The 14278-nt window shown below is 50.0% G+C and carries 18 protein-coding genes and 1 other RNA gene; 14 read left to right on the top strand and 5 right to left on the bottom strand.

The annotated features are described in order from the left end of the window. Positions 1-65: 65 nt before the first annotated feature. The 3 genes from ssrS (at position 66) to H6859_03455 (ending at position 1820) form a co-directional block, all read left to right on the top strand. Positions 66-244: non-coding RNA, 6S RNA (gene ssrS / locus H6859_03465), on the top strand. Positions 245-355: 111 nt separating this feature from the next. Further along, entirely contained in the window at positions 356-919 is a 564-nt protein-coding gene (locus H6859_03460) for a 5-formyltetrahydrofolate cyclo-ligase (protein ID USO06263.1), read from the top strand. A gap of 85 nt (positions 920-1004) precedes the next feature. After that, complete coding sequence (locus H6859_03455) at positions 1005-1820, top strand: TIGR00282 family metallophosphoesterase (protein ID USO06262.1); 816 nt, start codon at positions 1005-1007, stop codon at positions 1818-1820. On the opposite strand, the gene H6859_03450 is transcribed toward H6859_03455, so the two are convergent. Next, positions 1817-2338 carry a hypothetical protein gene (locus tag H6859_03450; protein USO06261.1) on the bottom strand — a complete coding sequence of 174 codons (522 nt, stop codon included), beginning with the start codon at positions 2336-2338 and terminating at the stop codon, positions 1817-1819. The two genes, H6859_03455 and H6859_03450, sit on opposite strands and share 4 nt — an antisense overlap. Next, positions 2335-2859 (bottom strand): response regulator, encoded by a 525-nt coding sequence (locus H6859_03445; GenBank protein ID USO06260.1) that lies wholly within the window; start codon positions 2857-2859, stop codon positions 2335-2337. The genes H6859_03450 and H6859_03445 overlap by 4 nt, the downstream gene beginning before the upstream one ends. 171 nt (positions 2860-3030) lie before the next feature. Here H6859_03445 and H6859_03440 point away from each other — a divergent pair, with 171 nt between their 5' ends. The 11 genes from H6859_03440 (at position 3031) to tolB (ending at position 11232) form a co-directional block, all read left to right on the top strand. Further along, the gene (locus H6859_03440) at positions 3031-3786 is read left to right on the top strand and encodes a YebC/PmpR family DNA-binding transcriptional regulator (protein ID USO06259.1); all 756 of its coding nucleotides are present in this window, start codon (positions 3031-3033) and stop codon (positions 3784-3786) included. Further along, a complete protein-coding gene (locus tag H6859_03435; protein ID USO06258.1) occupies positions 3786-4304 on the top strand; it encodes a hypothetical protein in 519 nt (172 codons plus the stop codon). The genes H6859_03440 and H6859_03435 overlap by 1 nt, the downstream gene beginning before the upstream one ends. 41 nt (positions 4305-4345) lie before the next feature. Beyond that, the gene (gene ruvC / locus H6859_03430; GenBank protein USO06257.1) at positions 4346-4834 is read left to right on the top strand and encodes a crossover junction endodeoxyribonuclease RuvC; all 489 of its coding nucleotides are present in this window, start codon (positions 4346-4348) and stop codon (positions 4832-4834) included. A gap of 64 nt (positions 4835-4898) precedes the next feature. Further along, entirely contained in the window at positions 4899-5507 is a 609-nt protein-coding gene (gene ruvA, locus H6859_03425) for a Holliday junction branch migration protein RuvA (protein USO06256.1), read from the top strand. Between the two features lie 101 nt (positions 5508-5608). Beyond that, complete coding sequence (gene ruvB / locus H6859_03420) at positions 5609-6655, top strand: Holliday junction branch migration DNA helicase RuvB (GenBank protein USO06255.1); 1047 nt, start codon at positions 5609-5611, stop codon at positions 6653-6655. After that, positions 6645-7391 carry a sel1 repeat family protein gene (locus H6859_03415; protein ID USO06254.1) on the top strand — a complete coding sequence of 249 codons (747 nt, stop codon included), beginning with the start codon at positions 6645-6647 and terminating at the stop codon, positions 7389-7391. The genes ruvB and H6859_03415 overlap by 11 nt, the downstream gene beginning before the upstream one ends. After that, a complete protein-coding gene (gene ybgC, locus H6859_03410) occupies positions 7391-7792 on the top strand; it encodes a tol-pal system-associated acyl-CoA thioesterase (protein USO06253.1) in 402 nt (133 codons plus the stop codon). Before H6859_03415 ends, ybgC begins: the two co-directional genes overlap by 1 nt. 14 nt (positions 7793-7806) lie before the next feature. Then, entirely contained in the window at positions 7807-8577 is a 771-nt protein-coding gene (gene tolQ / locus H6859_03405; protein USO06252.1) for a protein TolQ, read from the top strand. After that, positions 8577-9023, top strand: a complete 447-nt coding sequence (gene tolR / locus H6859_03400; protein USO06251.1) for a protein TolR — start codon at positions 8577-8579, stop codon at positions 9021-9023. The genes tolQ and tolR overlap by 1 nt, the downstream gene beginning before the upstream one ends. A gap of 5 nt (positions 9024-9028) precedes the next feature. Beyond that, a complete protein-coding gene (locus H6859_03395; GenBank protein ID USO06250.1) occupies positions 9029-9886 on the top strand; it encodes a cell envelope integrity protein TolA in 858 nt (285 codons plus the stop codon). A gap of 17 nt (positions 9887-9903) precedes the next feature. Further along, the gene (gene tolB, locus H6859_03390; GenBank protein USO06249.1) at positions 9904-11232 is read left to right on the top strand and encodes a Tol-Pal system protein TolB; all 1329 of its coding nucleotides are present in this window, start codon (positions 9904-9906) and stop codon (positions 11230-11232) included. A 67-nt stretch (positions 11233-11299) separates the two neighbouring features. Here the strand turns inward: tolB and H6859_03385 are convergent, their stop codons facing one another. From H6859_03385 to H6859_03375, 3 genes are read right to left on the bottom strand one after another with little or no spacing between them, the layout of a single operon-like run. Next, positions 11300-11776 carry an RNA pyrophosphohydrolase gene (locus tag H6859_03385; protein ID USO06248.1) on the bottom strand — a complete coding sequence of 159 codons (477 nt, stop codon included), beginning with the start codon at positions 11774-11776 and terminating at the stop codon, positions 11300-11302. A 10-nt stretch (positions 11777-11786) separates the two neighbouring features. Next, complete coding sequence (locus H6859_03380; GenBank protein USO06247.1) at positions 11787-12914, bottom strand: divergent polysaccharide deacetylase family protein; 1128 nt, start codon at positions 12912-12914, stop codon at positions 11787-11789. A 9-nt stretch (positions 12915-12923) separates the two neighbouring features. After that, the gene (locus H6859_03375) at positions 12924-14264 is read right to left on the bottom strand and encodes a S41 family peptidase (protein USO06678.1); all 1341 of its coding nucleotides are present in this window, start codon (positions 14262-14264) and stop codon (positions 12924-12926) included. Positions 14265-14278 lie beyond the last annotated feature (14 nt).

The following is a 14278-nucleotide window of genomic DNA, read 5'->3' as shown; positions in this document are numbered from 1 at the left end:
TTTAGAAAAAATACACGAACGAATTCTCTTGAAACGTCATCCCTAAATACCCCATAGTGCCCATGGGTTTGCTGCGGGGTGCGTGATACATCTATTTATCCCGGAGGCCGATGCTTTTCGCATAGGGAGCTGTCCCTGACCTTATCCACTCTCTTTGCATTGGGGATTTGATTATTACGGCGCCCACCTGGTTACCAGGGTCCCATGCGGATATTGCTTTGTACACGGCCTTTGCGGCGCCCACCCGCAACTCGTCATTGCGAGGAGGCGAAGCCGACGCAGCAATCCATTTTTTACTTTTATCTTATAGATTGCTTCGCTACGCTCGCAATGATGCCGACGAAAAAATAACACCATGACCGACCAAAAAACCATCCTCAGAGACCAGGCCCGCAAGCACCGTACACTTACCGATATTCGCGCCGAAGATCCTGACGCGGCCACACCGCTATTCTTTGATGCGCTTCAACCGCATGCGGGGCAGATAATCGCAGCCTATTGGCCCAAAGGACGCGAATTTGACCCAACCGGAATTTTGGAGCGTGCTCTCAATGAAGGCCTGACCTGCGCACTGCCAAAGGTTGAAGCAGATACCAAAATATTGCGCTTCATACAGTGGACCCATAAAACAAAACTGGTTAAAGGCGCGTTTGGAATATTGGAGCCGGAGGAGGGACCGGAACTCCAGCCTGATATCTTCCTTGTCCCTATGCTGGCTTTTGATCGCAAGGGTTACAGGCTAGGGCAGGGCGGTGGTTATTATGATGCAACACTTGAACACTACCGCGGGAAAAAAGATGTCGCAGCCGTGGGAATAGCCTATGCAGCCCAAGCCGTTTTGTTTAACCTGCCTGCCGAAGATCATGACCAGCCAATGGACTGGATCTTAACGCCCAAAGGCATAGCGAAATATAACTGACCTGTCATTGCGAGGAGTGCAACGACGAAGCAATCCAAAAATAATATTTTGCTTCGTGTTCGCCGGTGACAATTAAGGAGAAATAATGAGAATAATTTTTATCGGCGATATTATGGGTCGCTCTGGCCGTGAAGCTCTTGAAAAGCATTTGCCACATCTGCGCGAAGAACTGAAACCAGACATCATCATCGTCAACGGTGAAAATGCCACCAATGGCCGCGGGATCAATATCAAAGCCTGCAAACAATTCTACGATTGGGGAGTCGATTGCATCACCACCGGCAACCATATCTGGGACCAGCGCGAAATAATCTCTCATATAGCCAAGGATGAAAAACTCCTGCGCCCGCTCAATTTTCCGCCCGGCACACCCGGCAGCGGTGTTTATAAACATCGTCTGAATGACGGACGCACCATCACCATCGTCAACGCTATGGCACGGCTGTTCATGGACGCTATCGACGATCCGTTCCAAGCCATCAATACGCTGCTGTCTGAGGAAAAACTCGGACGCACAACCGATGCAATTTTAGTTGATTTTCATGGTGAGGCGACATCGGAAAAACTTTCCTTCGCCCACTATATCGACGGCAAAGTTACCGCCGTCGTTGGCACCCACACTCATATCCCCACCGCCGACGCACATATCTTGGAAAATGGTACGGCTTACCAAAGCGATGCTGGCATGACGGGCGATTATAACTCGGTCATCGGCGTTAAAAAAGAAATGGCGATGCAGCGTTTTATCAAGAAGATGCCCGGTGAGCGTTTTCTTCCCGCCAGCGGCGAAGCCACGCTTTGCGGCTGCTTAATCGTTTCCAATGACAAGACCGGCAAGGCTGTCTCAATCGACCCTATCCGTTTGGGCGGCATCCTCCCCGGCATTATGCCGACGGCCTAAAGCTTATCATCCGGGTGTTTGTCAAAATAGCGCATGCACGCATCGCTCAGGGCATTGAGCAAATCCTGTCCCTGCTTACCGCCATCGCCGGAAATCTTTCCCTGAAGAATGGCAATAATCGTTGTGTGAAAGGCGAGCACGATTTCCAGCACTTCAATATCAGGCTGATCAATAACCTCAAGGAATTGAATAAGCTTATCGGCAATCATCGTAACAAGGTTGTAATGGAACATTCCGCCATTGGCCTTAAGCTGCATCGTAGGATAGAGCATGTTAGCGATAATCTGCTCTTTATCCGTTGATGGAGAATATCCCTTGGCCATTTCAACGCCTTGCATCAGCGTTGCCAAATACATCATCGCTAAAGGCTCAAAATCATGTGTATTTTCCTCCAGAAGCTTTTGAGCTTTATCAAGAATCTCATCGCTCAATCCGCCATGGCCGACTTTTTGTTTCAAAGTATTAGTCGGCTTAATGAATTCCGCTTTTCGCCGTCGGGGTTGATTGTAATGCGTCATGCTTCGCCCATTTTACTTCGTACATTTATCATAACAGGCTCGGCGCGCCGCTCCCGCCCGCTATACCCTCTGTCATTTTTGCGGCGACGATCAGGACCAAAAAAATCTTCCGAACGCACAAACTGACGCGGCTTTTCAATGATCTGCGCAATTCTGCGATATAAATCCCTGGCATTAAAGGGCTTCACCAAAAATTCCGTAACACCCACGTCACGAGCCTGCATCACCCGCCGCTTTTCACTAAACCCCGTCATCAAAATCACAGGGACGTACTGATTGGGGCTGAGTGGATCATTGCGTAGCCGTCGCGTCAAAGATATGCCGTCAACCGGCTTCATCATCCAGTCCGTAATAACCAGATCGAATGTCTCTTTACGATAAAGGACAAAACCTTCCTCGCCATCACGTGCGCTCGATATTTTTTTGATTCCGAAAGTTGTTAACAAGGATTTGATAAGCTCAACCATCGGCAGGTTGTCTTCAACAATCAGCACGGAAACATCCGAAAAATCATAGGCCATCTATCTGGTCCACTCGCTTTTATCCCTCTTAGCATTTTAGCACAAGTAATTGTAAATTCTGGAACTTTTTATTCAAAAATATGCAAATATCAAAGGAAAAACCTCTTGAAAGGCTGAAGAACCCTTTTATACTTACCTCATCTAATAAACCGGAAAAAAGTAGGTAAATCAATGGCTGGACATTCAAAATGGGCAAATATTAAGCACAGAAAAGGCCGCGCCGATGCTGTGCGTGCCAAGCTCTTCTCTAAACTGGGGCGTGAAATCTATGTTGCAGCCAAGCTCGGCGGCGGTGATCCGGATATGAATCCGCGCCTGCGTCTGGCCATCGCCACGGCCCGCGGCCAATCTATGCCCAAAGACGGCATCGAAAAAAACATTCAAAAAGGCATCGGTGGCGGCGAGGGCGAGGAGTATGAGGAAATCCGCTATGAAGGTTATGGACCTGGCGGCATCGCCGTGATCGTTGAATGTTTAAGCGATAACCGCAACCGTACAGCCGCCGAAGTACGCTCGATCTTTGCCAAAGGCAATGGCAATCTCGGCGAAACCGGTTCGGTGAATTTCATGTTCGACCGCTGTGGCGAAATCGCCTATCCTGCGGATAAAGCCGGCGCTGATGATATGTTCGAAGCCGCGCTGGAAGCCGGGGCCTCGGATGTTGAAAGCGACGACGAAGAACACCGGATATTATGCGAAGCCGATGATTTTGCTGCCGTGCGCGATACGCTCGAAGCCAAATACGGCGAACCCGAACGCCAGGGGCTCATCTGGAAACCCAACGTCACCAGCGAAGTGGACGAAGACGGCGCGCACGCCATTCTCCGGCTTGTCGATGCCCTCGAAGACAGCGACGACGTCCAGCACGTCACGACCAACTTCGAAGCCCCCGACGCGGTGATGGAAAAAATCATGGCGGAAGGGTAATGGCAATATTGAAGGAAATCTTCAGGCTTAATTTTATCATTTATCGTATCTATATCCTTTACGCACTCGTCTGCATGGGATGGATGCTGCTTACATTTCCTGTTGCAATGAAAGCTCGAGAATTCTCAGAGATAAGCCTTTTTATGTTTGTGTGTGCGGTAGCGATCTTTACCGGATTTTTAGGATTAAATTTACACTATATGAAAGTAAAAAATGCCCCTCTGATTATCCCTATGATAAGCCTCGGAATTTTAGGATTTCTACTATTTTACAGCTTTGGTATAGTTGCGATTTTTACAGCAGAGGGCTTAGGTGCTTTCGGCTGGTTATTAATATCGGGCTTCCTGTCTTTTTTTGGCGGTATCCCCGTTTATGATGGCTTCCGAATTATAAAAAAACAAAAAAGCAACCTTAAACCTTTAGATAAAATGTCCACTGAAGAAAGAAAAGCATTTCGGGAGCAATCTGCAAAAGAAGAAAAAGAAGCTCTTAAATCTATTTTGAATGATGAGGAATAATTTGTTCTTGTTTCGTTCCAATTTTGTGGTATGATTTACACATGATCATTCTCGGCATCGATCCCGGATTACAAAAAACTGGTTGGGGGCTTATAGAAAGCCTCGGTTCAGCGCTGCAATTCAAAGCCTCTGGCCTCATTAAAACCGATGCGGCCCAATCCCTGCCGGGCAGGCTTGCCTCTCTACATTGTGAACTATGTAAAATTATAGAGGCGTGGAACCCATGCGCTGCCGCCATCGAGGAAACCTTCGTCAATAAAAACCCGGCCAGCGCCCTCAAACTCGGCCAGGCGCGCGGTGTTCTTCTGGCCGTGCCCGCGCTTTACGGCATTGAAACGGCTGAATATTCCGCCAATAAGGTCAAAAAATCGATTGTCGGCACGGGCCACGCCGCCAAAGAGCAAATGGGCATGATGGTCAAAACCTTGCTCCCGGCCTGTGGGCAAGTCAGCGAGGACGAAGCCGACGCGCTTGCCGTCGCCATCACTCACGCTCATTATGGAGGGGTTCATAAGGCCCTCCGCGCGTAAAAATTAAAAACAAAGCGAAGGATTTCAACTTTTTTGAACAAAAACAAAGTGATGAGTATCCTCTATGATTGGTAAATTAAGCGGCATTATTGATTCTTTTTCCTCCGGCCATCTGATTTTGGATGTCGGGGGCGTGGGCTATCTGGTCCATGCCAGCGCCCGAACGTTAGAGAAGATCGGCCAGAAAGGCGACCCCGCCAGTCTGCTGATCGAAACCGCCGTGCGCGAGGACGCCATCACGCTTTATGGTTTCGTCGACTCAGCGGAGCAAAGCTGGTTCAAACTCCTGACCTCCGTCCAAGGCGTCGGCGCCAAAGCGGGCCTGGCCATTCTCTCGGCTTTGACACCGGAAAAAATATCCCTCGCCATCGCCGCGCAGGACAAAGCCATGCTTACCCAAGCCGATGGTGTCGGCCCCAAGCTCGCCACACGCATCCTGACCGAACTTAAAGATAAAGCCGTAAATCTAGACTTATCTCCAAAATCGGTGGAAGGGTTTGTAGATAATTCAGAGAAAACACCCGAAGGAGTCGACAACGACGCCGTCTCCGCCCTCATCAATCTCGGCTACGCCCGCGCCGATGCTTACTCCGCCGTCATCCGCGCCAAAGATAAAGCCAACGATAACCTGCAAGACCTCATCCGCCTCGCCCTTAAGGAGCTTAGCGCATGAACAGATTTCATTGTCATTCCGAACGAGCGCAGCAAGGAGGAATCTCCTTCAAACATATGAGATTTCTCGCATTCGCTCGAAATGACATTTAGGATGATTTAATGGAGCAAGCGCAGAAAAACCAGAATTTAGAAAAAGACGCTCACGAATTCGAAAAAGGCGAGGAGGGGGCTTTGCGCCCACTATCCCTCGACGAATTCATCGGCCAGCCGGCCCTGCGCGAAAACTTGCGCATTTTCGTCGAAGCCTCCAAAGCCCGCGGCGATGCAATGGACCATGTCCTGCTGTTCGGCCCGCCGGGGCTGGGCAAAACCACACTCGCGCAGATCGTTTCCAAAGAACTCGGCGTCGGTTTCCGCGCCACCTCCGGCCCCGTCATCGCAAAATCCGGCGATCTCGCCGCCATTCTCACCAACCTTGAGCCTAACGACGTCCTGTTCATCGATGAAATCCACCGCCTCAACCCGGCGGTCGAGGAAATTCTCTACCCGGCGATGGAAGACGGCAAGCTCGACCTCATCATCGGCGAAGGCCCCGCTGCGCGCAGCGTTCAGATCGATCTCGTGCCCTTTACGCTTGTTGGCGCCACCACACGCTCCGGCCTGCTCACCAACCCCTTGCGCGATCGTTTTGGCATCCCGCTGCGCCTTGAATTCTATTCTCCCGAAGAACTCTCCCTCATCGTCGCCCGCACGGCGCGCCTGCTGAATATGCCCCTGGCCGAAGACGGTGCGCTTGAAATCGCTAAGCGCTCCCGCGGCACCCCCCGTATTGCCGGGCGCCTCACACGCCGCGTCCGCGATTTTGCTCATGGCCAAAACGCCGCCAAAATCAATAAAGCCCACGTCGATCATGCGCTTGGTCGCCTCGATGTCGATGCCAGCGGTCTTGATTCCATGGACCGGCGCTATCTCAATTGCATCGCCGTGAATTACGGCGGCGGCCCCGTCGGGGTCGATACGCTCGCCGCCGCTTTGTCCGAACAGCGCGACATGATCGAAGACGTCATTGAACCCTACCTTCTTCAGCGAGGCCTGCTGCAAAGAACTCCACGTGGAAGAATGATTTCTTCAAAAGGATACAATTACTTAGGGTTAAAAAATAAAGTTAGATCTCAACTATCTATGGAGAGTTTGGATGAACAGTAAATTGTCTGAATTTCGTTCCAAATTAAACGATCTCAATACTCGTCTTGAGAATAGCGGTTATGGCGCTTTGTTAATGGGCGCTATCTTAATTGCCGCCTTCTTAACACTAACTTACTATACGGATTTCCCGAACTTTTTTGAAAAACCCATTCCCACCTCTATGCTGTGCCTGTGTCTTTTAATTAATTTGCTGCTAACTATTTATCTCATCAGGCCGAAGCCGGTCAGAAATTATATAGCCCTTTTTATTACCGTTATCGTTTTGATGTTTGGTTCTTATTTCTATGGAAGGGAATATAATCGGATAAATTATTTTATCTCACTATCTGGTTCTCTCTTTTTCCACTGGACCGAAAATGAAGAACAATACTTTTTATGGACCAGAGCAAATTTGGAAGAAGCGGAGGTTTACGCAGAAATAGAGGAATGGGAAGCGCAGTGGGCAAAGTATTCAAAGAATTTTTCACGTATGAATTTAGGCTGGCTTTACCTTGAGGGAAAAGGAACAGAAAAAAATGAAGAAAAGGGCTTAGAACTTCTTAAACAGGCTGCGGATGAAGGTTTTTTTAAGGCACATCTTAAATTATCTAGTTATTACTTTGAAAAACAGGATAAGGATAACGCGATTTTATATTTGCAAAAGGCGCAAGAGACAAGGCCTGACCTGATACCTGAAGAGTATTTAAAAACATCAGAAGAATCTATTAAGAACGAACACTCAAACAAAAAACAGTAATGCAGCACACAACCGACATCCGCATTTACTATGAAGACACCGATGCGGGTGGGGTTGTCTATCACGCCAACTACATCGCCTATGGTGAACGCGCCCGCGCTGAATTCTTGCGCCATATTGGCCACCAATCCAGTAACCTTGCGAAGGATTGCGGTGTCACATTCGTAGTAAAACATATCGACATTGAATATCACAAACCGGCTTTTTTAGATGACCTGCTCACCGTTCACACAAGCATTACCAGCATAAAGAATTCGAGCTTTACCATGCACCATCAGATCAAAAAAAACGGGGAGATCATCACGGATCTGCATGTCGTGCTTGTCTGCGTCGATGCAAATAAGCTAAAACCAGTGCGTATACCTGAAATCCTACGTGCTGAATTTGAAAAGCTGATCTAAGAGGAAAAAAGACCATGCCCGAAGCCGTTCCCGCCGCCGCCGTTGAAACTGTCGAAAATCTCGGCAGCTATAGCCACGATCTCAGCATGTTCGGCCTGTTTATGGAAGCCGATCTCATCGTCAAAGCCGTAATGATGATCCTCATGATGGCATCGCTCTGGAGCTGGACCATCATTTTTTCCAAACGCTCCAATCTTAAGCGCGTCAACCGCAAAGCCAATATTTTCGAAGATTCTTTCTGGTCGGGCGAACCTCTCGATAAAATCTATCAGCGCGTTAAAAATTCCAAGCCTGACCCTATTCTTGCGACTTTTTCCGCCGGTATGGAGGAATGGCAAGCCGGCGTTGCCGGCGGCATCCCTGCTAAGGAAAGTCTGCATACCTCACTGCGTCAGCGCGTTGAACGCGCGATGAATGTCGCTATAGGTCGTGAGATTAACGCACTTGAACGCGGTATGACTTTTCTGGCTTCGGTTGGTTCGACCGCGCCTTTTATCGGCCTGTTCGGCACGGTCTGGGGGATTATGAATTCCTTTTCTTCTATCGCTGCAACCAACAACACCTCGCTTGCAGTCGTTGCGCCGGGCATCGCCGAAGCCCTGTTTGCCACAGCTCTGGGACTGGTCGCCGCCATCCCGGCTGTCGTCGCCTATAACGTATTTTCAAGCGGTATTAACAGTTACGCCGATCGCCTCGAAGCCTTTACCGATGAATTTATGGCGATTCTTTCCCGGCACCTCGATTCGCAAGATGGCGAAGCCTCCGGCAGAAGGGCGGCTGAATAATGGGCGCGTCGTTAACCACCAAAACTAGCAGCCGTGGCCGTAGAACCGGCGGCACCTATCGCCCGATGGCTGAAATCAACGTTACGCCCTTTGTAGATGTCATGCTCGTGCTGCTCATCGTTTTCATGGTTGCTGCCCCGTTGCTGACCTCCGGCGTCGCCGTTGACTTGCCGCAATCCGAAGCAAAATCAATCCCGGACGAGGATAACAAGCCTATCGAAATTACACTGGCCAAGGACGGAAAGCTCTATATCGGCGACAGCGAAATGGATGAAAAAAAGCTGAAATTTCAGCTTGAAGCAATGACCGAAGGACAGGCCGATCGGCGCATTTATATCCGTGCCGATCAGGGACTGGAATATGGTCGGGTGATGAAAATCATTGGTTCTATCAACGCCGCAGGTTTTTCAAAAGTCGCTCTCATTTCCGAGAATACCAACAGGTAATTTTCATGAATGCCGCGCGTCCAGATAACCTGCAAAGCGCCCATCAAGGCTCTATGAAAGGCGCCCTGATCAAATCCTCGATTTTTCACGGGTTGGTGATTACTATTGCACTTGTCGGTATTCCGTTTGTAAAAACGGAGCCGCTGATTGTAGCGCCGGTCAGCGTCGAACTGGTCGATATTTCCGAACTTTCCCAGACGGATCAAAAACCGTCGCCAAAGCCTAAACCGATTCCGACGCCTGAAGAGCCGAAAAAAATCGAACCGCCAAAACCGCCGGAAGAAGAGCTGAAGAAACCGGAAGCCCAGCCAGAGCCGAAAAAGCCGGATCCCGTGCCTTTACCCAAACCGGAAGAATCGAAAAAACAGCCGGAAAAACCAAAGCCAAAGCCGAAGGAAAAGCCAAAGCCTAAACCGAAAAAAGAAGAGCCAAAGCAGGACGACCTTTTTAACTCACTGCTCAAGGACCTCACACCCACAGAAGAAGAGGACCAAAATAAACAGAATTCAAAAAACCCTGATCTGGAAGATGGTCAAACCGCGCCGATAGCAAACCAGATCAGTATGAGCGAGCTTGATGCGCTGCGCCGCCAGATTGAGCCGTGCTGGAATGTGCCATCAGGCGCAAAATATGCGGAAAATCTAGTGGTTACACTGCGTTTGAGCATGAATCGCGATATGACAGTGCGCGACGTACGTGTAATCAATGGCGGCTTAAATCCTGATCCGGCCTTCCGCGCAGCAGCGGATTCGGCTGTACGCGCCGTGCGCAACCCGCGCTGTTCACCGTTCCAATTGCCGCCCGAAAAATATGAGCAATGGAAGACGATTACTATTAATTTCGACCCCAGCGATATGCTATAACGTGTGAATTCGAAAGGATGTATCCCATGAAAAAGATTCTCTTCGCTCTTCTTTTATTGCTGGTCATGCCACAAGCCGCACACGCCGAACTGGTGCTAGACCTTAAACGCGGCGTTGTCGAACCGATGCCTATCGCCGTTTCCAGCTTTCACGCGGCCAGCCAGCAACACCACGATTTTGCCACGCAAATCCCCGGCGTCATCTCGGCCAATTTGGAAAGCTCCGGCCTGTTCAAACCCCTTAATCCTCGCGCTTTCGTGCAGGATGTGAATTCTATGCAAATCGCTGGCCCGCGCTTTGGCGAATGGCGCGCCATCGGCACACAGGCCCTTGTTTCCGGCAGCGTTACCACCACTGCGGACGGACGCACGCGCGTTGAATTTCGCCTCTGGGATGTATTCAGTGAAAAACAATTGATCGGCATGGCCTATATGACCACGCCGGAAAACTGGCGCCGCATTGCCCATATTATTTCTGATGAGATATATAAACGCCTGACTGGTGAGGAGGGCTATTTTGACACCCGCATCGTCTATGTTGCCGAAAGTGGCCCGCCGCAGGCCCGCGTCAAACGCCTCGCCATTATGGATCAGGACGGCGCCAACCATAAATATCTTACCGATGGCCGCGACCTGGTGCTTACACCGCGCTTTTCACCATCGCGCCAGCAGATCACCTATATGTCCTATGGTCGCCGGGGCCCGCGTGTTTACCTCTACGACATCAATACCGGCCGCCATGAAGAGCTAGGCAATTTCCCCAACATGACCTTTGCCCCGCGCTTTTCGCCTGATGGCAACAAAGTGATTATGTCGATGGCTACGAACGGCAACACCGATATCTATGAAATGAGCTTGCGCACCCGCCAACCGCAGCGTATCACTACCAATTCATCGATCGACACCGCGCCAAGCTATTCTCCGGATGGCAGGCAGATTGCCTTTGAATCCGACCGTGGTGGCACCCAACAGCTCTATACGATGAATGCCGACGGGACGAATGTGCAGCGCATCACCTTCGGACAGGGGCGCTATGCCAACCCGGTCTGGTCGCCGCGTGGCGATCTCATTGCCTTCACGCGCATGTATAAGGGCAAATTCTATATAGGCGTCATCCGCCCAGATGGCAAAGGTGAACGTCTGATCACCAATGCCTATCATGTCGAAGGTCCAAGCTGGTCGCCCAATGGCCGTGTCCTGACATATTTTAAAGAACGCCCCGTTGGCCCAGGCGGAACGCAGCGCCAGGCCAAAATCTATACGGTGGACATAACAGGATATAACGAGCGTTGGCTGCGCACCCCGCAAGACGGCTCCGACCCGGCCTGGAGTCCGTTAAACCCATAAAGGCGAGAGCAGAAAAGTCATTGCGAGAAGGCCGTAAGGCCGACGCTACAATCCATAGATTGCTTCGCTACGCTCGCAATGACAGCTCAGAAAACATCGCAATAACTCTCTGATAAGTATCTTGCTTAAACGGCACGATGAGTTTGAGCGTATCGCTTAGAGCCACCCACTGCCAGGCTTTAAATTCCGGGCGCTGATCAGCATCCAGCCGAATGTCGCTGTCCTCGCCGGTAAACCGCATCGCCACCCAGTGCTGTTCCTGCCCTCGATAGCGACCGTCCCAGAGCCTGCCCAGCAAATGAGCAGGTAAATCATAGCGCGTAGTTTGCTCGCTGATTTTCAACAGCTCCGCGCTATCCGTACCAATTTCTTCGCACAGCTCTCGCCGCGCCGCCACTTCCAAATCCTCACCCTCGTCAATGCCACCCTGCGGCATCTGCCAGGCACCGGGCGTATCAATTCGTTCACCGACGAAAACATGCCCCTGAGCATTAAATAAAGCGATCCCGACACAGGGTCTATAGGGCAGGGCGCTTTTATCCATTTTAAAATCCCTAATAATTATTTGCCGCCGCCACAGCGGAAACCGGTACGATCTGGATACCACGTTTTTGCAAAGACTCCAGCCAACGTTTGAGCGCCGGAATATTACGCGGAGACGGGCGCACAACCACCAGCGTCCCGCCCTGCGCATCAATCTGCTTCAACGCCTTTTTAATCGCCGGGCGTTGCGGATCGACAACATCAATATAGCTTTGTACGGCCGTATGTGGAGTGTGCATTTCCTCGGCTATGGGCTCAAAAAAACTTTTTTCTTCGCTGTTCAACTCAAGGAAGCCAAGCCCGCGCCTAAAAAGATCATTCGCCATATTTTTAAACATTTGTCCGGCGTTATCCAAAGTATCGTCAGTATACGCTGCCACGCCGACATAGCCGGTTATCCGCCCCATTAACCATTGAATACGATCCTGATTATATTGAAGGCTTACCCGCGTCAGCAGGCCTTTCGCACCAGGATCTTCCATTGGAAAATTCTTGTTTTCCATCGGTAAATGCAGCCAAACCTCATGCCCGTCGGCACGCGCTTCACTAACCCATCTCTCAGGATTCTGGCTATAAGGTGTAAGAACAAAAGAAACCGAAGCAGGCAACGCCGCAATCATTTCTTCCGATAGAGCATTCGAAAGACCAAACTGTTCTACGACTACGGCAATAAAGGGCCGCTCCTGATTAAGCACAAACGGTTTACGGTAAGCCGCAAAAGGCGTCTCAACCGCATTCTTTGCAATGGGGAGACGACCAAACGCGCTGTCTTCAAACAAGCCTTCAACGGGTGCCTTACCAAGCGACTTAGCATCTTGGATGACGACATCCTTCAAGCTGCTGTTGTCTTCATGAGAGATGTTCTCTATAGCGCTATGCTCTGAACCATGTGCAGAAGAAGGTGCTTCAACGAGATCCTCTGCGCCCAGATGATCTTGCGCGTCAATAAAACCTGTCTCGCTCAGACCATCAATCAAAACAGTCTGACTTGCCAGCTTGGATTGCAGATATTCCCGCGTAACATCAGCCTGCAAAAAGGCATAACCAAACAAGGCGCCATAGACAGCCAGAAGGACAAACACGCCACGCGCAAAGCTTTTAAAAGAAAAACGCTTCTGAATGCTGTGCATCAGTTCCATAAAAATCCTTTACGGTTGACTTTGCGTCTCTGCTGCTGACGGTTCAGCCTCAGGGGCAGGAGCGTTGTCATTCACCGCGCGCGGCTCACCTTTATACAGCATCAGGCCATTAAGAAGATCAAGAGCGCGCATCAGTTGATAATCCTGGACTTCTTCATCCTCACCTTCGCTCTCTTCCGTACTCTCACTATCATCCTTCACGGCTTTTCTATCAAGTGCACCTTTCAGATTTTCTTCTCGCAAACGTTTAATATTATAGGATTCGATCTTAGCAGGCTCAACAAGGATATCCGGCTCAATGCCTTTAGCCTGAATAGAGCGCCCCGATGGCGTATAGTAACGAGCTGTTGTCAAACGCATAGCGCCATGACCGGGCAACGGGATTACTGTTTGTACAGAGCCTTTACCAAAAGATTGTGTTCCAAGCAAAATCGCACGGCGATGGTCTTGCAATGCGCCGGCAACAATCTCCGATGCTGAAGCCGATCCACCATTGATAAGAACGATAATTGGCAAACCTTCGGCCAGATCGCCCGGTGTAGCATTGTCACGCTTGGTATCATCTTCATGTCGCCCGCGCGTCGAGACAATCTCGCCCTTATCTAAAAATATATCAGAAACCGCAATCGCCTGATCCAGCAAGCCACCGGGATTATTACGCAAATCCAGCACATAACCATTCAGCTTGTTACCAAGCTCAGCCTTAATTTCCTGAATAGCCTTTTTAACACCGCTATCTGCATTTTGGTTGAAAGTGGTAATGCGTACATAGCCGGAGTTGCCTTCAACTCGGTGACGTACAGAGCGAATCTTGATGATATCGCGAACCAACGTCATCTCAATTGGCGCATCTGCACTCTCACGAGTTATGAGAAGATCAATCTCCGTGCCAACCTTGCCGCGCATTTTATCAACAGCCTCTGAGAGTGTTAAACCCATCACAGGCTCATCATCAATTTGCACTATGTAATCTCCGGCCAGAACTCCGGCACGAAACGCAGGAGTATCATCAATTGGTGAAACCACTTTGATAACGCCGTTTTCCATCGTAACTTCAATTCCCAAGCCGCCAAACTCGCCGCGTGTGCTAATCTGCATATCTTCAAATTTTTCATTATTAAGATAGGATGAATGCGGGTCCAGCGCCGTAAGCATGCCATTAATAGCACTTTCGATCAGTTCATGGTCTGCTGTTTCCTCAACATATTGCGCGCGCACGCGCTCAAACACGTCGCCAAACAAATCAAGCTGACGGTAAGTATCGCTGTGATCTTCTACAGCAGGCTGTGTGCCTGCTGTGCGCGGCTCGTCCACGTTCTGTGCAAAAACACCGTGAAATGTAAACACCATAAGGGTAAGAGCAA

It is taken from the genome of Rhodospirillales bacterium, assembly GCA_023898785.1.
In the GTDB taxonomy this organism is placed as follows: Bacteria; Pseudomonadota; Alphaproteobacteria; order Micavibrionales; family Micavibrionaceae; genus TMED27.
The sequence above is the reverse complement of the archived record's forward strand: the minus strand, read 5'-3'. Positions and strand labels throughout refer to the sequence as shown.